This is a genomic window from Chishuiella changwenlii, from assembly GCF_900142565.1.
Lineage (GTDB): Bacteria > Bacteroidota > Bacteroidia > Flavobacteriales > Weeksellaceae > Empedobacter > Empedobacter changwenlii.
Genome location: NZ_FRBH01000010.1, coordinates 99,467 through 119,909 on the forward strand (window position 1 = coordinate 99,467; position 20,443 = coordinate 119,909).

A 20,443-nucleotide genomic window follows, 5' to 3' on the forward strand; every position below is an offset into this window, starting at 1 on the left:
AAAAATCAGATTAGTAATAAAACTAATCTGATTTCTCTTAACTGTATTTTTAAATTTATTGTAAACTAATTAAACTAATATTTAAAGATGCATCAGATAATTTAGCTTCTATACCATCCGAATAAATATATAATCTAAGTCCAGTTCCAGCTGCAAAGTTGGCAATTCTTGTATAAAGCATTGTCCATCTTGCTCCTGAGTTTGTTTGCCAAATTCCATCAGGGATATCTATATTATCTGTATGTACCGCCTGGAAAATATTTCTAGTTGGGCTATTCGTAGAACCATCAATTAACCTAATACTAGATTTTATTAAGTAAGTTCCAGTAACGGGAACTGTATAGATATTATTTGTTGCATTCCATGTTCCTCCACCAACATTAGATGTTACATTTGGTAATGGTACTGTAAGAAATGCAGTTGCACCTATTGTAGCATTTGTAACTGTTCCAGATCCAGAACCTAAGCTTGCAGTAAAACTTACTGTACCAGCTGTTGATTCCATCGTATTCCAAACTGTTCCATTAAAGTAATAATAACCAACTCTTTTTATATTGTTTGTCGGCGTATTTGTACTACCAGAAATATCCGATACATATACAATTGTTCCTGCTTGTGCAGCACCGTATAAACTAGATTTTGCAATTAATTGTGCCTTTGTAATTTTTGGAGCTATTAATCCATCCGTTTTTGATGTATTTGTTGGTTCTCCATCTATTTGTAATGTTGCTAGGGGTGTTAATGTACCAATACCTACTTGTGCGATAGAGAAGTAAGATAGAAGTAAAATAACTAAAGTAAACTTTGTTTTCATCTGTTAATTAAGTAATTTAATGCTATTATGTTATATAGCATAATTAATAAAGGCGCAAAACTACTTAAAAAACTATTCAAAAATCAAAAAAAATGATAAAAAAGTAATTGAGTAACACAAAATTAACCTCAATATAAAGTTATTTTTTCACCTTCTTATAAACAGGTCTATTTTTAAGCATCTGATTAAACATAAAAATTGTTATCACAACTAATGTAAAGTAACCAAACAAAGGCAATCCTTTAATATGATAATCATTGTATTTAAACATAAAAATGCAGAATAAATAACCAGCAAAAACAGTGTAGTAAAATAATTTTTTTAAAGAACCGTATTTAAATTTCCCAAACCCATATTCAATTAAATTTAAAAAAATTAAAAAGAAATAGAAACCAAAAAATGTATAACGAAGTGGATTAATTGGACGATCTGTTGTTTGGAAGTTAATCATTAAATTATAATTATAAATTCCGTTGTACATAAGGATTAGTAGGATAATTAAAATTATGATACGTGCTGCTTTCATAAATGTTATTTTCTAATTGAAAAAAGCTGTTAAAAACAGCTTTAAAAATTTATTTATTTTCTTTAAAATTTAATGATAATGAGTTTACACAGTAACGTAAACCAGTTTCAGTAGGACCATCATTAAAAACGTGTCCTAAATGACCTCCACAACTTGCGCAAAGAATTTCTACTCTCTCCATACCATGTGAATAATCAACCTTTTTTATAACTTTTTCACCAGGAATTTCGTTATCAAAACTTGGCCAACCACAATGTCCGTCAAATTTTGAATCCGAAGAAAATAATTCTGTATTACAAGCTCCGCAAGTATAAACTCCTTTTTCGAAATGCATGTTATATTTTCCTGTAAATGGACGTTCTGTTCCTGCTTCTCTTAAAACATAATATTGTTCTGGAGAAAGTTCACTTTTCCATTCATCGTCAGATTTATTGATCTTGTATTGAGGTAAATTATCCATATTTATAATTTTTTAACCAATCCACTGATTATATTTCTCAAAAGCTTGTCTAATTTCTGCTTCTGTACAGATAATATCATGTCGACAACTTCCGATTTTATTAATTAAACTAAAACTAATCGAATTATTTTGATTTTTCTTATCATGTTTCATCCACTTCATTAAGTTGGGGAAAATTTTCATATCTATTGTATTAAGAGCATACATGGATAAAAAGCTTTCACAAACTTCTTCTAAATCTACTTTAGAAATTAATTCTTGGTCGTAGCTTAAAAAAGTTTCAATAATCATCCCAATAACGATCGCTTCTCCATGTAGCAAAGGAAAATCTGTTTCTAAAGATTCACTTTCGATAGCATGACCAACTGTGTGACCAAAATTTAAAACTTTACGTTCACCTTTTTCATATGGATCACTATCAACAACTTTTTCTTTGATATGAATAGAGTCTAAAATAAATGGAGCCAATGATTCTGCATCATAAGAAGGTAATTGAACTAAATTATCCCAATGATCACGGTTTTTAATTAAACCATGTTTTAACATTTCTGCTAAACCAGACTTTACTTGACGTTGTTCTAATGTTAATAAGAATTTAGGGTCTATTAAAACCATTTCTGGTTGATTAAAAGTACCAACCATATTTTTCATTCCTTCTAAATCTATTCCATTTTTACCTCCGGCAGAAGCATCTACCATAGATAATAATGTAGTTGGAATATTAATAAATTTAATTCCTCTTTTAAAAGTTGAAGCCATAAAGCCTCCCATGTCTGTTAATACACCTCCACCAACATTAATCACTAGTGAATGTCTATCAGCTTCTAATTCGCTTAAGGCTAACCATAAATTATTAACTGTTTCGATGTTTTTATTTTCTTCTCCAGCGTCAATTTCTAATATCTCATAAGCAGAAAGATGGTCTAAATCTGCTAATAAAAGTGGTAAACAGTGTATATGTGTATTTTCATCTACTAAGAAAAAAACAGATGAAAAAGAATTATTAGCAAGGTAATCGTCTAAAATATATGCGATTGAACCAAAATGAATCGGCGCTGACTTCAAAATGAGAAATTTTTTAAAATGTCTGTAAAATTACGCAGACCTTTTTATAAGAACCAAATAAAATGGCTGATTTATTTTGATTATATTAAATTGCAGAAACTATCCGTATATTGTGGTGTTAATATTTTTATGTTTAAATTTGCACAAATTATTTTAAAATGAATATAGTACTTTTTGATGGAGAGGAATGGGAACATCTTTTACCTCTGACGTTTACAAAGCCAGTAGCATCCCTACGAATGGGGATTTTAAGTTTTACTGAACGTTGGGAAAAAATACTAAATGAAAAGGTTTCTTTTAAAACACAAAATTATTTAGAAGAAAAGTTTCCAATACAACTTCAAACAGAAAATATATTCATCAATCCTTCCTATTTACCAACCGAAGAATTAATCAATACAATAAAAAACCTACAACTCAACCAAACAATTCTTCATCAAGATAAAATTGTTGCTGTAAAAACTGATCATAATAATCCTACAATTACAGAACAAGTTATTCACATAGAAAATCTTATTCATATTCAAAATTCATGGGATTTATTTACTTATAATTTCCAAGCAATAGAATTTGATTTTGAATTGTTAACAAAAGATAGAGTATCACAACCAATTTCTGAAACAAATAGAGTTTTACATCCAGAAAGAATATTTTTGGAAGAAGGAGCTAAAGTAGAGTTTTCTATTTTGAATGCTTCAGAAGGACCAATTTATATCGGAAAAGATGCAGAAATAATGGAAGGTTCTATGGTTAGAGGAGGTTTGGCATTATGTGAACATGCTAAAATAAACATGGGCGCAAAAATATATTCTGGTTGTACAGTAGGTCCATATTGTAAAGTTGGAGGTGAATTGAATAATGCTATTTTGATGGCTTATTCTAACAAAGGACACGATGGCTTTTTAGGTAATGCTGTAATTGGAGAATGGTGTAATTTAGGAGCAGATACAAATAATTCTAACCTAAAAAATAATTATGCTGAGGTAAAATTATGGAGTTATAAAGATCGTCGATTTGTGAAAACAGGTTTACAGTTCTGTGGCTTAATAATGGGAGATTATGCAAAGTCTGCGATTAATACCCAATTTAATACTGGTACAGTTGTTGGTATTTGTGCTAATATTTTCCAATCAGGTTTTCCACCAAACTTAATTAAACATTATAGTTGGGGAGGTAATTCAGATGCTCCTGTTTTTAATTTAGACAGAGCATATGAAGCTGCAGAGAAAATGATGGAAAGACGAAAAATAGCGTTGACATCTGTGGATAAAAAGATTTTAGAACACATTTTTAATTTAAATAATAATTAATTACAAAAACAAATTAAGTTGTTGATTTTTAAAATATTAAAAGGTTTTTAATTATTTCAAAGATCAATTTTATTGTTAATCTTTTAACAGTTAATGAAAAAATCCTTAATTTTGCTTTTTGTTAGAAAAAGAATATTTGTGAAATGACTGGTAAATATAGAAACGTTTTAGAGTTAATAGGAGATACTCCTTTAGTTCAATTAAACAGAATTAACCAAGACATTCCAGGTGTAGTTTATGCAAAGTTAGAATGTTGCAATCCTGGACATTCGACAAAAGATAGAATAGCTTTACATATTATAGAAGAGGCTGAAAGAAAAGGTTTATTACAACCTGGAGCAACGATTGTAGAAACAACTTCTGGTAATACCGGATTTGCTGTTGCTATGGTTGCTATTGTAAAAGGATACAAATGTATCTTGGCAGTTTCGGATAAAACAAAGGCAGAAAAAATTTCTTTTTTAAAAGCAATGGGAGCAAAAGTATTTTTGTGCCCAGCTAATGTACCAGCCGAAGACCCAAGATCTTATTATGAAGTAGCAAAAAGAATTGCTGCTGAAACACCAAATTCCATTTATATTAATCAATATTTTAATCAAGGGAATACAGAAGCTCACTATTTAACAACAGGTCCTGAAATTTGGAAACAAACAGAAGGTAAAGTTACGCACGTAATTGGATGTACAGGAACAGGTGGTACTTTAACAGGTAGCGCACGTTATTTAAAAGAACAAAACCCTGATGTAAAAATTATTGGAGTAGATGCTTACGGATCTATTTTGAAAACTTATCACGAAACCGGTGAGGTTGATAAGGACGAAATTTACCCATATAGAATAGAAGGAATGGGAAAAAATTTAGTTCCAGGTGCTCTTCATTTTGATATGATTGATAAATTTGTGAAGGTAACAGACGAAGAAGCTGCATATAGAACTAGAGAAATCGCCTTAAAAGAAGGAGTGATGGCTGGTTATACTTCTGGAGCTGCAACACAAGCATATAGACAATTAGCAGAATTAGGTGAATTTGACGAAAATTCTGTTATTGTAATTTTATATCCAGATCATGGATCTCGCTACATGACAAAAGTGTTTAGTGATGATTGGATGGCGGAGCAAGGTTTTACAAATAGTAGACTAAATGGTTTAGAAGCCAGAGCTACTGTAGAACAAATAAAATAATACGTATATTTGTAGAAATTAAACTATTAAAGTAGGTCGTGATTATTCACTTTCTACTTTTTTTCAATTAATAAAAAATAAACAAGAATAAAAATGGACATTTTTGAACGTTTAAAACAAAACCCAGGACCATTAGGTCAATTTGCTGATTACGGTGAAGGTTATTACGTTTTTCCTCAATTAAAAGGAGAAATAGGACCAGTTATGGAATTTCAAGGAAAAAAAGTAGTTACTTGGTCAATTAACAATTACTTAGGTTTAGCAAATCATCCAGAAGTTCGTAAAGCTGATGCAGATGCAGCAGCACAATACGGAATGGCTTATCCAATGGGTGCTCGTGCTATGTCTGGTCAAACAGATTATCATGCTCAATTAGAGCAAGAATTAGCAGACTTTGTTCAAAAAGAATCATCTTATTTGATGAATTTCGGTTACCAAGGAATGGTTTCTACAATTGATGCTTTAGTAGGTAAAAACGATGTTATTGTTTATGATGCTGAATGTCATGCTTGTATTGTAGATGGTGTTCGTTTACACTTTGGTAAACGTTTTATTTATCAACACAACAATATCGAAAGTTTCGAGAAAACAATTATCCGCGCTCGTAAATTAGCAGATAAACAAGGAGGAGGTGTTTTAGTTATTACAGAAGGTGTTTTTGGAATGACAGGTAAACAAGGAATCTTAAAAGAAATCGCTGCTTATAAAGAAGAGTACAAATTCCGTTTATTAGTTGATGATGCACATGGATTTGGAACTCTAGGAAAAACGGGAGCTGGAGCTGGTGAAGAGCAAGATTGTCAAGATGATATTGATATCTACTTCTCAACTTTCGCAAAATCAATGGCTGGTTTCGGAGCATTTATTGCTGGTGATAAAGACATTATTCGTATTTTAAAATATAACTTACGTTCTCAAATTTTTGCAAAATCTTTAACTATGCCAATGGTAATAGGAGGATTAAAGCGTTTAGAATTATTGAGAAATTCTCCAGAATTAAAAGATAAATTATGGAGTAACGTAGAGAAAATTCAAAACGGTTTAAAAGAAAGAGGTTTCGATATCGGAGGTTCTGATACATGTGTTACTCCAATCGTTTTAAATGGTTCTCCAATCGAAGCAACAGTTCTTGCAAAAGAAATGCGCGAAGAATATGGAATCTTTGTATCGGTTGTTGTATATCCAGTTATTCCTAAAGGAATGATTATTTTCCGTATTATTCCTACAGCTGCTCACGAAGATGAGCATATAGAATATACTTTAAATTCTTTCGCAGAAATTAAAGATAAATTAGCTGACGGATATTATAAACGTAAAGCAGAAGAATTAAATGTTGATTTTGTTCAATACTAAATTTAAACTTCAATTATAATATAAAAACCTAAACAAAATTTGTTTAGGTTTTTTTGTTGATATATTGATAAAAAGTAGTCGTTTATTTATCATTTAAAGACCATTTGATTTACTATATTTGTTTAGATAATACAAACACAACACATAACAATATCATTATGAAAGTACACAATTTCAGTGCGGGACCATGCATTTTACCTCAAGTTGTTTTCGAAAAAATGGCTCAAGCTTGTTTAGATTTCAATAATTCAGGAACTTCTATTTTAGAAATTTCTCATCGTCGTAAAGATGCGGTGGAAGTTATTGATACTGCTAGAGCATTAGTAAAAGATTTAATGAATGTTCCAGAAACGCATGATGTTTTATTTATGCAAGGTGGAGCTTCTTTACAATTTCCTACAGTTGCTTATAATTTACTGAAAGAAGGAGGTAAGGCAGCTTATGCTCAGACAGGTAAATGGGCAGAAAATGCAATAAAAGAAGCAAAACGTTTTGGAGAAATAGAAATTGTAGCCTCTTCTAAGGATAAAAATTATAATTATATTCCTAAAAATTATACAATCCCTACAGATGTGGATTATTTCCATTGTACGTCGAATAATACAATTTTTGGAACACAAATAAAAGAATTTCCAAATTCTCCAGTTCCAGTTGTTTGTGATATGTCTTCGGATATTTTATCAAGAAAAATAGATGTTTCTAAATTTGGAGCAATCTATGCTGGTGCGCAGAAAAATATGGGACCTGCTGGTTCTGCTGTTGCAATTGTACAGAAAGATTTATTAGGGAAAACAGGACGTAACATACCAGATTATTTAAATTGGGATACACATATCAAAAAAGAATCATCTTTTAATACTTGGCCAGTTATTGCAATTTATGGTGTAATGCTTAACTTACAATGGTTAAAAGAGCAAGGTGGTGTTGAGGCGATTGCTAAAATAAATACAGAAAAAGCAGAAACTGTTTATGCAGAAATTGATAGAAATGGATTATTTACAGGTACTGCAGAAACAGAAGACCGTTCTCAGATGAATGCAACTTTTGTTTTGAATAATGAAATTTTAAAAACTGAATTTGACGAATTATTAAAAGAAGCAGGAGTAGTTTCTTTGGCTGGACATCGTGATGTTGGAGGATATAGAGCATCTATGTACAATGCTTTACCATTAGAATCTGTACAGGTATTGGTTGAAGTAATGAAACGATTCGAACAAAAATTTGGATAAAAATTAGATTTGAGATACTAGAATTTAGATAAGAGATTTTCTTTACTATTTATGTTCTAATATCTAACATCTAATATCTTAATACTAAAAAAATAACATGAAAATATTAGCAAACGACGGAATATCTAAAGCAGGAGAAAATGCTTTATTAGAAAAAGGATTTGAAGTCCTTACAATTCACGTAGCACAAGATCAATTAGAAAATTATATCAATCAAAATGGAGTAGAAGTTCTTTTAGTTCGTTCTGCAACAAAAGTTCGTAAAGAACTAATAGATTCTACTAATCTTAAAGTTATTGGTAGAGGAGGAGTTGGTATGGATAATATTGATGTTGAATATGCCAGATCAAAAGGAATTCAAGTTATTAATACACCAGCGTCTTCATCTGCGTCTGTAGCAGAATTTGTTATGGCACATTTATTTTCTATTGTTCGTAATTTACATCAAGCCAATAGATCTATGCCTTTAGAAGGAGATTCTAATTTCAATGGATTGAAAAAAGCTTATGCAAAAGCAATCGAATTGAGAGGAAAAACAATGGGTGTAATAGGTTTTGGTAAAATTGGAGTAGAAGTAATTAGAGAAGCAATTGGATTAGGAATGAATATTCTTGTTTATGATAAATTCCCTGTTACTCACGATATCGAATTAGAATTTTTTGATGGTCAGAAATTAAACTTTACAATTGCATCGGTAGATTTTGATGAAGTAATTACAAAGTCAGATTTTATTACGTTACATGTACCTGCACAAGACGGTTATATTTTAGGAGAAAATGAATTTGCTAAGATGAAAGACGGAGTTGTTGTAATTAACACTGCACGTGGAGGAGTTGTAGATGAGAAAGCTTTAGTAGACGCTATAGAAGAAGGAAAAGTTGCAGGAGCAGCATTAGATGTTTTCGAAAATGAACCAAATCCTGAAATGGGATTATTAATGAATGAATCTATTTCATTATCACCTCATATTGCAGGTTCTACAAACGAAGCACAAGATAGAATTGGAACTGAATTAGCAACGCAAATTGCAGATATTTACGGGAAATAATTTTGTTCAGTTTTTTATAAAAATTAATAATGCCTCAATTTAAGCCATTTAAAGGAGTTCGTCCTACAGAAGAAACATCACAAAATTTTGTTACACTTGCTGTTAATCAATATTCTAAAGAAGAATTAGAAAATTATATTAACACAAAAGATAACTCTTTTTTGCATGTTATTTTACCAACGTGGGATGAAACAATTAAAGATTCGAAAGAAAAATTTAAAAAAGTACGAGAGAATTTTGAAGATTTTATCGAAAGAAAAATCTTAACGCAAGATAAATCTTCATTTTATATTTATCAAGTTATTCAGCCAGATGGTCGTCAAACCAAAGGGCTTGTTGGTTTGGTAAGTATAGAAGATTATAAGAATAATAAAATAAAGCGTCACGAAGAAACAATAGAACGTCGTGTAGAATTATTTGCAGATTATTTAAAAGAATCTCATTTTCATGCCGAGCCTGTTTTATTAACTTATAAGCCTACGCAACGTGTAGATTTATTAATAGACACAGAGATGAAGCGTAAACCAATGCTAAAAGTTTCTGAAGAAAATGGTGTTCAACATTTATTGTGGCGAGTAGACAATCGCTTAAATTTAAAACAGTTTAAAGAGTCGATAGAAAATCTTAACGAATTATACATTGCAGATGGTCATCACCGTATGGAAAGTTCGGAACGTTATACACAATATGCAACAAAAAATTCTGAAGATGAGGTTTACGGAAACGAAGCTTTTAATTATACTTTAGCACTGCTAGTTTCTAACGAAGATTTAATAATTAATGATTATAATCGATTAATTAAAGATTTAAATGGATTAAGTAGTCAAGAGTTTTTAAGTGCATTAGAAGAGTATTTTGAAATAATACCAAAAAAAGACGAATTAACTGTTCCTACAAAAAAACATCATTTGGTATTGTATTTAGATGGTGAGTTTTACAGCCTTTTTGTTAAAAATAATATTTTAACAACAGAAGGCCTTAGCGAATTGGATACTTATATTTTTGAAGAGAATGTTCTGAAACCAATTCTTAATATACAAGACTCTCGTAAAGATTCTCGTGTACATTATGAAAAAGGTACAAGAAGTAAAGCTGGTATAGAAGCCTTAAAAAATAAAGTAGATCACAGCGAATATAAAGCCGCATTTGCTTTTTATCCGATAGATGTAAAGGATTTACAATTAATCTCTGATTTAGGTCTTAAAATGCCTCCAAAGAGTACATATATCGAACCAAAACCATTAAGCGGATTTCCTGTTTTTGACTTAAATGAATAATTAAAAAATGAGTATTCAAACTAATTTAAAAAATATAGAAGCAACTATTCCAAATCATGTAACCTTGGTTGCCGTTTCTAAAACGAAACCAGTAGAGGATTTACAAGAAGCTTACGAAGCTGGAATAAGAGACTTTGGTGAAAATAAAATTCAAGAAATGTGTGATAAATTCGAAGTCTTACCAAAAGACATTCGTTGGCACATGATTGGTCATGTACAAACCAACAAGGTGAAATATATGGCTTCTTTTGTTCATTTAATTCACGGAGTTGATAGCTTAAAATTATTAAAAGAAATTAATAAGCAAGCAGAAAAAAATAATCGTGTAATAGATGTTTTGTTGCAACAATTTATTGCTGATGAGGAAACAAAGTTTGGATTTGATGAAGCTGAAATTCGTCAAGTAATGAAAGATGAAATACAAGCTTTACCAAACGTTAGAGTTGTTGGTTTAATGGGAATGGCAACTTTTACAGAAGATGAAAATCAAATTAGAGAAGAGTTTAAAACATTAAAATCAAACTTTGATTATCTTAAAAATAATTACTCAACTATAGCTACTTTATCTATGGGAATGAGTGGAGATTATGAAGTAGCGATTGAAGAAGGAAGTACAATGGTTAGAATAGGAAGTTCTATTTTTGGTCATAGAAATTACAACGTTTAAAAACTTCTTGAGATAATAAATTAAGCTATTTAAACTAATTATTTTATTCAATAATTTTAATAATAAAAAATAAAAACCCAAAACTGAATCGTTTTGGGTTTTATTTTTGAAATTATTATCCTTTTCCTCCTTGCTCTTGATTAGATTTGGATTTTTCCATATTAAATTGTTTACCAAAATTATAGGTTAATCCTACACGGAAATTTCTGTAAGCGTTATAAAAATTATCAGTAATAATACCATTAGAAATATTTCTATATGTACCATTTCTATTTTCTAATAAATTATAAACATTAACAGATAATTGAAGTTTCTTGTCAAAAATCATTGCTCTAAAACCAGCGCTGTGTCTCATAAAGTCACCAATTGTCGTTAATGCTTCATAACTTTTTGTATAGTAAGCAAATGTATAATTTGCAAAAAGTGTTTTCTTTTTATTTAACTCTAAGTTATTTGTCAATCTAAACTCTCCAGTTAATCCATCTAAATTTTTTACTTCAGGAATTTTACTGATTACTTTTCTATAATAAACATCTGCACTAGCATTTAATTTCCACCATTTGTATGGTTTTAAGTTTAAATTTTCACTGAATCCTATGCTATAATTACGTCCAAAATTTAAAGGTTTTGTTATCGCAACTTTTGTTTCAGGGTCTTTGATTTCAATTTGATCAAAAATATCTTTTTCTGACTTATAATAAATACTAGAAACAATTAAATCTTTGTATGCATATTCTAATTCAAAATTACTAGAATTAGCTGGAGTTAAATTAGGGTTACCCTCAGTTTTAGTAAACTCATTAATATCTGTTTTCATTGGATTTAAATACCAAATAAATGGACGTTGTACACGACGACTATAATTTAAGGTAAACGTATTATTTTCAGAAGCTTGATACATTACATAAGCCGTTGGGTATAAACCATCAAACTTGTTTGAATACGTTAAATTATCTTTTTCAATAAAACCTTTTACACCAGCATGTTCATAACGTAAACCAGCTTTAGTAGTCCATTTTTCTCCAAATTTTCTTTCTATTGAATAATATAATGCTATAATATTTTCGTTATACTGGTAATGATTAGCTAAATCTTTGTCTTCAGTGAAATCCGTGTCTAACTCTTTACTATAACGTAAATTATCAGATTCGTCTTTAGCAAAACGGAAACGTGTTCCATAATTCATTTTCCAATCATTCATAGGATGCTCCATATCTAAACTAAGATTAAAACGATTAGATTTTTGTTGAACATCAGTAAGATAACCTACATATTTGTCTGCAATTTCTGTCCCATCTGAATTAAATTCATTACTAATAGATTTTGCAATATCTCCTTCAACATTATTAGAATAATCAAAATCGAACGTTAATTTTTTACCTTCAGTATCAAACTTTTTAATGATATGATAATTTAATCCTAAGTATGTCCAATCCCAGTTACTTCCTCTACGATCTGTAGAAATATAACGAGAAAATGTTCTCTCTGGTAATTTAAAAATATTTGAAGTTCCTTCGTTATCATAAGTTCCATCTCCCTGACCAAGATCAAGATTAAAACCAGTGATTAACTTATCATTTATTTCGTAGTCAGCACCAATTCTTCCTCCTACATATTTATTTCCATTTTTGTTGTAACCAGTTGTTGACCAAAATTCATCTTCATATGTAATATCATTTTTAGCACGCTGAAACCAGTTATTATACCCATTGTAAATATTAGAATTTAATGTCCATTTTCCTTTTCTGTAATTAATGTTTCCACTAACATTATAACCAGCATTCTTTTGCTGACTATATGTTGAAGATAAGGAACCATTTAAACTATCTTTTTTACCATTTTTAAGTACAATGTTTACGATACCACTGTTTCCTGTTGCATCGTATTTTGCAGGAGGATTTGTAATGATTTCAATTTTCTCTATATCTTCTGCACGAATAGTTTTTAAATAGTTAGCTAATTGCGTACTACTCATTTGCATTAATCGATCATCAATCATTACAGTAACATTACCTTTTCCAATGATAGATACAGTTTCGCTATTTTCATCAACTTTTATACGTGGAGCTAAACGAAGTGCATCTAAAGCATTTCCTCCTTTTGCACCTTCTGCTTGATCTACATTAAAAACTAAGCGGTCAACTTTTTTCTCAATTAATTTTTTCTGGCTAGTTACTACAGCTTCTTTCAACGTTACATTTTCAGGCTTAGCTATAGAGATAATTCCAATTTCAGAATTATTATCTACAATAATAGTTTGAGAATGTAATAAGTTTCCGTATTCTTCAATTCTAATAATATAATTTCCCTCAGGTAAATCAATAGAATAATCACCATTTTCGTCAGTAGAAATTTCATCTATTATCTTATCGCCATCTTGTATAATGATGTCTACAAATGCAACTGGGGTTTGGTCAGAGTATGTCAATTTTCCTTTTCTATCTTGTTGTGCAGAAATGTTAACTGCTATACAACAGATTATTGGAATTAGTAATTTTCTCATTATAGGATTATTTACAATTTAGACGCACAACTATTGTAAATGTTACAGAATAAAAATTTATTTTTTTATTTATTTTAACAATTTGACTTAAATAGAGACTTATTGGCGTAATATAATTTTTATAAAATTGTGAAGAAGAGTCTTTTAAAAACAATTAGAAGATAAAATATAATAACTTAATTTCATTTCCTAAATTTGAATGATGAAAGCAAGTTTTGAACAATATAGATTAAAATTTAAGAATCCAAGCGGAACTTCTCGCGGAATATTAACAGAAAAAATCACTTACTTTATTACGATAGAAGAAGATGGAAAAAAATATTTAGGAGAGTGTGGTTTATTTAAAGGTTTAAGTTCTGATGACCAACCAAATTATGAGGAAAAATTAAATTGGGCTTGCGAAAACATAGAGTTAGGAATTGAAGAATTATGGAATCAATTGCGCGAATGGCCTTCTATACAATTTGGTTTAGAACAATCTTTTCAGAGTATGTCTGTAAATCGTTACAATGATAATTATACAGATATATATAACCCAGATTTATATGAATCATCTTTTTCTACAGGAGATGAAGGTATCCAAACAAATGGACTAATTTGGATGGGGTCTATAGATTTTATGCGAGAACAAATCAAAGAAAAATTAACAATTGGTTTTAAATGCATTAAAATTAAAATTGGTGTTGATTGGGAAAATGAGCATAAAATTTTACAACAATTGCGAGAAGAGTTTTCTGCTGAACAATTGGAATTACGTGTAGATGCTAATGGAGGCTTTAAATTTGATGAAGCTAAAGTTGTTTTACAACAATTAGCAGATTTAAAAATTCATTCTATAGAGCAACCAATAAAAGCGGGGCAAATAAAAGAAATAACAGAGCTATGTGCTATTACTCCAACACCAATTGCATTAGATGAAGAATTAATTGGAGTTATTCAGCAAGAAGATAAATTTAAGTTATTAGAAACTATAAATCCTCAATATATTATTCTAAAACCAAGTTTAGTTGGAGGAATTAGAGGATCTTTAGAATGGATAAATGCAGCCGATACTTTCGGAATTCCTTTTTGGATTACATCAGCATTAGAAAGTAATGTCGGATTAAATGCAATTGCACAATGGACAGCGATACTTTATCCAGAGATGCCACAAGGTTTAGGAACAGGAGGATTATTTACAAACAATTTACCAAGTAAATTAAATTTGAAAGGAGAATTTTTATACAGAAATAAATGAAAAACAAGATATTCATAATTATATTTTCGTTCGTAATATTAGTTAGTTGTCAGGCTACAAAACAACTATCAGGAATAGAAGAAATTAAAAACTATCAAAAAGAGTTAGCAGAATCGTATACAGATCCAAAAACAACTCCTTTAGTAAAGGAAGAGAAAGATAATTTTAAAGGAATTACATTTTTTCCAATTAATGAAAAGTACATTGTAGAGGCTAAATTTTCGCCTATTAAAGATGGTAAAGTAATCCCGTTTCCAACCTCTGCAAAGAAGATTAAAAATTATAAAGAGTATGGAGTTGTCGAATTTGAATTAGATGGACAACAAAATCAATTAACAATTTATCAATCATTCCCAATTATGGAAGAGTATAAAGAGCATCTTTTTTTACCTTTCATGGATGATACAAATGGTGTAACATCTTATGGAGGAGGACGCTATTTAGATTTAAGTACAAAAGATTTGGGAACAAAATCTAAAACGATTATAATAGATTTTAATAAAGTATATAATCCTTATTGTGCATATAGTAAACATTATAATTGTCCAATTCCACCTGCAAATAATTTATTAGATGTAGAAATTAATGCAGGAGTAAGTTATATAAAATAAGATGTTATATTTAAATTTTTCTAAAGCAGATTTTGATGCGAATATAATTGTTCCAACGAATGATTTTGAGCAAGCTGTAAAGGATTTCTTAATTGAATGGTTTTCGGATTCAGATATAATGATTGCTCATACATCTGGTTCTACAGGAACTCCAAAAGAAATTATTTTAACCAAAGAAAATATGCGTAAAAGTGCAAATATGACTGCTAAATATTTGCATTTACAAAAAGGAGATACTGCTTTATTAGCTATGCCAGTAAATTACATTGCTGGGAAATTAATGTTGGTAAGAGCAGTTGAAATAGGTTTAAAATTAATTAGTATACAACCAACTAGTCATATTTCTTTAGATGAAATCAATCAATCTATACAACAAGAGTTACAATCAATAGATTTTGTTGCATTAACGCCAATGCAAGTAGAAAAATCATTAGATTTTGTTGCAAAATGTAATAAACTAATTATAGGTGGAGCGCCACTTTCTGATAAAGTAAAACAAGATTTGTTTGATTTTGAAAATGAAGTTTACGAAACATATGCAATGACGGAAACCATAACTCATATTGCATTTAAACAAGTTAAGAATAAGAAATTTTTAGATATAGAAAATGTTTTTGAAGCATTTGATGAGGTGAAAATTTCTCAAGATGAGAGAGGTTGTTTGGTGATTGATACACCTTATGATAATTTACAAGTTGTTACCAATGATGTTGTGGAATTGGTTAGTAAACGAAAATTTAATTGGATAGGTAGAGCTGACAATGTTATAAACTCTGGTGGAATAAAATTATTTCCAGAACAGATAGAAGCTAAATTAAAAACTTTCATCAATTCAGAATTTTATATTACATCAAAGAAAGATGAATTATTAGGCGAAAAATTAGTTTTGGTCGTAGAAGGAGAGGAGAGAAGTTTAGATTTTTCTTTGGCAGATTTAACCAAATATCAAGTTCCGAAAGAAATTATTTTTATACCAGAATTTCCTAGAACAGAAAGTGGGAAAATTAAAAGAGATAGGTATTAATAGATTGTGAATTAATATTAAATAAAATTTCAAAAATGGAATGCAATATAAATTGAAAATATTGTGTTCCATTTTTTTATTTTAGAATTCCTTATCGACAAAAAAGAGTATTTCAACGAAACTTAATTTAAGTCTATCGAAAATAATTTGATTCAGTTTATAGCTGATTTAGTTTTGAATCAAAATTATTTATCATGACAAAAATAAAGATGATTATTCTGTTTTTATTGAGCTTTCAATTTGGATATTCTCAAGAAAAAGAAGTTTCCTTTGATACAAATTATATCAAAACTAATGATGGGAAAACAACTATAGAAATTAATGAAGTACAAGAATTAATTTATACGATTTTCTCATTAACGAAAAATGGAGATAATCCAAATATAATTAATAAAGAAACTGCATACTATAAAGTTGTTCAAGAGAATTTTAAGCCATTCTTTCAACATGAAATTGTACTTGCTTTTGATAAATTATTAGAAGAAAATATAGTTAATTTTATTCTTTTACCAGGAAATGCTTACGGATTTAGATTTGATGAGAATAAAATTGTAGCAACAAATGTGTATAAATTTCCAGCAAAAGGAATTGGAAAATATGAATTAAAAGAAAATCCTATTATTAATTATATATCACTATTAGAGGATTTTGCAAATAAATCTAATTTTAGAAAATTCTATAAAGAAAATAAATCATATTACTTATCCTTGAAAAAGGACTATGAGAAATTTGCAGAAATAGCTATTCAGAAAAAATGGATAGAAAGTAAGTTTGATACGAGGATAAATAGCTACCGTGTTTTGACTTCTCCTTTGTTAGGATCTATTAATGCGACACATACTTTTGAGGACAATGATTTTAAAGAAATACTACTTTTTTTACCAACTATAAAAAATGATGAAACTAAATCTGATTTGTATAAAAAAATGTTGAATATTAGAATTATTTTTACAGAAATTGATCACAATTATGTTGGACCAGTTAGTGAAAAGTATAAAGAAAAAATAAATTCTATTTTCAACCAACGCTCTATTTGGGTAGATGAAAGTAATAAGGGAACTCAACATTATCCAAATCCAATAAAATTATTTGATGAATATTTAACTTGGTCGCTTTATACTTTATATGCTTTTGATCATTTTGAAAAAGAATCTGTTGAATTTAAAGAAATAATGAATAATTTAAATGAAATTATGGTCGAAAAAAGAGGTTTTATAAAGTTTAAAGAGTTTAATTTATTTCTATTAGAACAGTACAAAACTAATAATGAAATTAAGGTAGAGAAATTATATCCTATGCTTTTAGAGTGGTCAGAAAAACAAAATAAATTGTAAGATGCAGAGAGAAAACTCTGCTGGAGGATATTTTTTAGATAAAATAGAATCGTTTAATTTCGAAAAGATTTACACAAAAAGGATACAATTATTACTTCACTTTTTTATGTGGTTTTTCTTTGGCTCACTATTAATGTTAGCCTATAAATTTTCTTATCAATTAACTTTTTTTGAAGGATTGGTGATGACGATTAGAATGACAGTTGTTAATATGAGTATTTTTTATTTTTTCTTTTATGTTGTTGTTCCAAGCTTTAAATACCTCAATCGAATAAAATCAATTTTATTATTGCTATTAAGTATTATATTTTGTGGTATTCTATGGTTATTAATTACATATTTATTTTCGGTAAGTTACCATTATTTCGGAATTGAAATTTCTGCAGGAGAATTAAAAGGCGCAATAGGAATGAGTGCTGCTCAGACTTTATTAGAAGCTATTTCACCTTTAAGATTAATGTCTCAAGCAATTATCATTTTTTCTAATTTGGCACCATTTTTCTTTTTCAAAATTTTATTTGAAATTTTTAGAGTTTACAATAAAGTTTTAACCATTCAAAAACAAAAAGCAACTTTAGAGATTGAGAAAATTAATATTGAAAAAGATTTTTTAAAGGCACAGCTTAATCCTCATTTTCTTTTTAATACTTTAAATAATCTATATGGATTAGTATTAAAAAAAGATGATTATGCACAAGAGGTTATTCTAAATTTATCAGAAATAATGAGCTATACCTTATATGAATCTAATGCTGTAACAGTTCCTTTAGAAAAAGAGCTAGAGTTTATTCAGAATTATTTTCAATTAGAAAAAATGCGTCATGCTACCAATAAAAATATTTCTTTTAAATTAATTAATCATACAAGTAAAAAACTAACTATAGCTCCTTTGCTAACATTTACTTTTATTGAAAACGCATTTAAATATGGACTAAAAAATAATGATAATTCATTTCTGAATATGATAATTACAATTGAGGATAATCAGTTTAAATTTATATTGCTGAATGATGTTGAAAAAAAATCTCAGATAAATAATTTAGGAGGAATAGGATTAGATAATGTGAAGAAGAGATTATTACTTCTTTATCCTTCAAATCATGAATTATTTATAAAAGAAGAAGAGAAAAAATTTGAAGTTGATTTAGTTTTAAATTTACAAGAAGAATGGAAAAAATAAGATGTATAATTTTAGATGATGAACCAATAGGAAGAGAAATTTTACAAAATTTCACAGAAAAAATTCCTTTTTTAGAAGTATGTAATACTTTTGAAAGTCCGTTAGATGTGATTACTTATTTACAAGAAAATGAAATAGACTTATTAATTACAGATATAAATATGCCACATCTAAATGGAGTAGAATTAGTTCAGAGTTTACAAAAACCTCCATTTATTATTTTTGTTACAGCACATAGAGATTTTGCACTAGATGGATTTGATTCTGGAGCAGTGGATTATTTAGTGAAACCTGTTCGTTTTGAACGTTTCTTGAAAGCTGTAAATAAAGTTAGTTTGTACAAAAAGGATACACAGAAAGATAAAACGTTGGATACAAAAACAAATATCTTTTTAAAAGTTAATGGGAAATTTGAAAAAATTATTTTAGATACTATCCTATATATAGAAGCAAATGGAGATTATTTAAAAATAGTTACAGAAAAACAGAATTATACCATTTTATCGACAATGAAATCTTTCGAAGAATCGTTAGATTCTTCAAATTTTTTAAGAGTCCAGCGATCATTTATAATTAATATCAATAGCATTCAATCTTTTTCTGGGAATACAGTTCAACTAAATAATGGAAAAACAATTTCTATCTCTATACAGAAAAAAGAAGAGTTATTTAAAATTCTAGGAGTTTAATCATCAAAATTTGTAAACTTCTAAAAATAGCTTAATTTTAGCAAACGTAAAATAAAACAACTGTGGATTATAATCGATTATTTAATGACATTTTTTTCTTAATTCTCGATGATGAAATAGATGAAAATAAATATCCAATCTGGAAAGGTTTTTCATTTATTCATAATCCAATTCAGCAACTTATAAAGGCTCAGGATTTACTTAATCAGTTACTTCACGAATTTCCTAACGATAAGAAAGCGCTTTTTTTAAAAGGAGTTGTACAGCGAAATTTAAATTTCAACGAAGAATCTATTTTATATTTATTAGAAGCTAAAAAGGAAGACTATTATCTATTTGCAGCTAATTTTTACATTGCAGAATATTATATTCACAAATTAAAATTTGAAGAAGCATTAAAATATTTACAAGAAATAGAAATTGTTTATCCAATGAACAAAAGATTTCTTTTTCTGTCTGTTTTAGTAAATATAGAATTATTTAATTTAGAAGAGGCTAAACGTTACTTAAACGCCTTATATCAATTGGTAGAAGATAAAAGAGTTGTTGAGTTATTAAGCAAAAATATTCAAATAACAGAAGAGATTGTTTTAAAAACAACAAATCGTTTGGTGTTGAAAAATTTTAAGTTGAAAAGTTTTAATTATAATCTTCAGCTCAAAACAAACTTAATTTCTTTTTATAAAAGTTTTGCTGATATTGGTGTTAATTTTAATGGAATAGATTGTTTTGTTCTAGCACTTACACTTAAACAAATTACCCTTTATCCAATTTATAATTGCATCGAAAAATACAATGTGCATACTGTTTTAGATTTTATAGATATCGATAAAAAGAATTTACAAATGCGTTTAGAAGATATCGATTTCGAACATGATTTTGTGAAAAACTATCACGAATATTTAGAAGTGGAAGTTTTATTAAAAGAGGATTAA

At 28.8% G+C, this 20,443-nt stretch carries 19 protein-coding genes; 14 read left to right on the forward strand and 5 right to left on the reverse strand.

Going from position 1 to position 20,443, the window contains the following annotated elements:
* Positions 1 to 55: 55 nt before the first annotated feature.
* The 4 genes from BUA86_RS13075 to aroB form a co-directional block, all read right to left on the reverse strand.
* Positions 56 to 814 carry a hypothetical protein gene (locus BUA86_RS13075; protein ID WP_072933375.1) on the reverse strand — a complete coding sequence of 253 codons (759 nt, stop codon included), beginning with the start codon at positions 812 to 814 and terminating at the stop codon, positions 56 to 58.
* A gap of 139 nt (positions 815 to 953) precedes the next feature.
* A complete protein-coding gene (locus BUA86_RS13080) occupies positions 954 to 1,340 on the reverse strand; it encodes a hypothetical protein (protein WP_072933377.1) in 387 nt (128 codons plus the stop codon).
* Positions 1,341 to 1,389: 49 nt separating this feature from the next.
* A complete protein-coding gene (gene msrB / locus BUA86_RS13085) occupies positions 1,390 to 1,800 on the reverse strand; it encodes a peptide-methionine (R)-S-oxide reductase MsrB (protein ID WP_072933379.1) in 411 nt (136 codons plus the stop codon).
* A gap of 12 nt (positions 1,801 to 1,812) precedes the next feature.
* Positions 1,813 to 2,865 (reverse strand): 3-dehydroquinate synthase, encoded by a 1,053-nt coding sequence (gene aroB, locus BUA86_RS13090; protein ID WP_083580375.1) that lies wholly within the window; start codon positions 2,863 to 2,865, stop codon positions 1,813 to 1,815.
* A 158-nt stretch (positions 2,866 to 3,023) separates the two neighbouring features.
* Between aroB and BUA86_RS13095 the strand changes: the two genes are divergently transcribed.
* The 7 genes from BUA86_RS13095 to BUA86_RS13125 all read left to right on the forward strand — a co-directional run bounded on the left by BUA86_RS13095 (position 3,024) and on the right by BUA86_RS13125 (position 10,930).
* Positions 3,024 to 4,175 carry a GlmU family protein gene (locus BUA86_RS13095; RefSeq protein WP_072933381.1) on the forward strand — a complete coding sequence of 384 codons (1,152 nt, stop codon included), beginning with the start codon at positions 3,024 to 3,026 and terminating at the stop codon, positions 4,173 to 4,175.
* Between the two features lie 143 nt (positions 4,176 to 4,318).
* The gene (locus BUA86_RS13100; protein WP_072933382.1) at positions 4,319 to 5,356 is read left to right on the forward strand and encodes a PLP-dependent cysteine synthase family protein; all 1,038 of its coding nucleotides are present in this window, start codon (positions 4,319 to 4,321) and stop codon (positions 5,354 to 5,356) included.
* Between the two features lie 93 nt (positions 5,357 to 5,449).
* Entirely contained in the window at positions 5,450 to 6,709 is a 1,260-nt protein-coding gene (locus tag BUA86_RS13105) for an aminotransferase class I/II-fold pyridoxal phosphate-dependent enzyme (protein WP_072933384.1), read from the forward strand.
* A gap of 158 nt (positions 6,710 to 6,867) precedes the next feature.
* Entirely contained in the window at positions 6,868 to 7,938 is a 1,071-nt protein-coding gene (gene serC, locus BUA86_RS13110) for a 3-phosphoserine/phosphohydroxythreonine transaminase (RefSeq protein WP_072933385.1), read from the forward strand.
* A 97-nt stretch (positions 7,939 to 8,035) separates the two neighbouring features.
* Complete coding sequence (locus tag BUA86_RS13115) at positions 8,036 to 8,986, forward strand: D-2-hydroxyacid dehydrogenase (RefSeq protein WP_072933387.1); 951 nt, start codon at positions 8,036 to 8,038, stop codon at positions 8,984 to 8,986.
* 29 nt (positions 8,987 to 9,015) lie between these two features.
* Positions 9,016 to 10,263, forward strand: coding sequence for a DUF1015 domain-containing protein (locus BUA86_RS13120; protein ID WP_072933389.1), 1,248 nt, complete (start codon positions 9,016 to 9,018; stop codon positions 10,261 to 10,263).
* Between the two features lie 7 nt (positions 10,264 to 10,270).
* The gene (locus BUA86_RS13125; protein WP_072933391.1) at positions 10,271 to 10,930 is read left to right on the forward strand and encodes a YggS family pyridoxal phosphate-dependent enzyme; all 660 of its coding nucleotides are present in this window, start codon (positions 10,271 to 10,273) and stop codon (positions 10,928 to 10,930) included.
* A gap of 115 nt (positions 10,931 to 11,045) precedes the next feature.
* On the opposite strand, the gene BUA86_RS13130 is transcribed toward BUA86_RS13125, so the two are convergent.
* Entirely contained in the window at positions 11,046 to 13,433 is a 2,388-nt protein-coding gene (locus tag BUA86_RS13130; RefSeq protein WP_072933393.1) for an outer membrane beta-barrel family protein, read from the reverse strand.
* A 202-nt stretch (positions 13,434 to 13,635) separates the two neighbouring features.
* Between BUA86_RS13130 and BUA86_RS13135 the strand changes: the two genes are divergently transcribed.
* From BUA86_RS13135 to BUA86_RS13165, 7 genes are all read left to right on the forward strand, one after another.
* Positions 13,636 to 14,670, forward strand: a complete 1,035-nt coding sequence (locus BUA86_RS13135) for an o-succinylbenzoate synthase (RefSeq protein WP_072933395.1) — start codon at positions 13,636 to 13,638, stop codon at positions 14,668 to 14,670.
* A complete protein-coding gene (locus BUA86_RS13140) occupies positions 14,667 to 15,281 on the forward strand; it encodes a DUF1684 domain-containing protein (protein ID WP_072933396.1) in 615 nt (204 codons plus the stop codon). Before BUA86_RS13135 ends, BUA86_RS13140 begins: the two co-directional genes overlap by 4 nt.
* 1 nt (position 15,282) lies before the next feature.
* Positions 15,283 to 16,305: an AMP-binding protein gene (locus tag BUA86_RS13145; RefSeq protein ID WP_072933398.1), complete on the forward strand. Its 1,023-nt coding sequence runs from the start codon at positions 15,283 to 15,285 to the stop codon at positions 16,303 to 16,305.
* Positions 16,306 to 16,499: 194 nt separating this feature from the next.
* Positions 16,500 to 17,639 carry a DUF4932 domain-containing protein gene (locus BUA86_RS13150; RefSeq protein WP_072933400.1) on the forward strand — a complete coding sequence of 380 codons (1,140 nt, stop codon included), beginning with the start codon at positions 16,500 to 16,502 and terminating at the stop codon, positions 17,637 to 17,639.
* Between the two features lies 1 nt (position 17,640).
* A complete protein-coding gene (locus BUA86_RS13155) occupies positions 17,641 to 18,819 on the forward strand; it encodes a sensor histidine kinase (RefSeq protein ID WP_072933402.1) in 1,179 nt (392 codons plus the stop codon).
* Positions 18,807 to 19,508: a LytR/AlgR family response regulator transcription factor gene (locus tag BUA86_RS13160; protein WP_072933404.1), complete on the forward strand. Its 702-nt coding sequence runs from the start codon at positions 18,807 to 18,809 to the stop codon at positions 19,506 to 19,508. Before BUA86_RS13155 ends, BUA86_RS13160 begins: the two co-directional genes overlap by 13 nt.
* 62 nt (positions 19,509 to 19,570) lie before the next feature.
* Positions 19,571 to 20,443 (forward strand): tetratricopeptide repeat protein, encoded by an 873-nt coding sequence (locus tag BUA86_RS13165; protein ID WP_072933406.1) that lies wholly within the window; start codon positions 19,571 to 19,573, stop codon positions 20,441 to 20,443.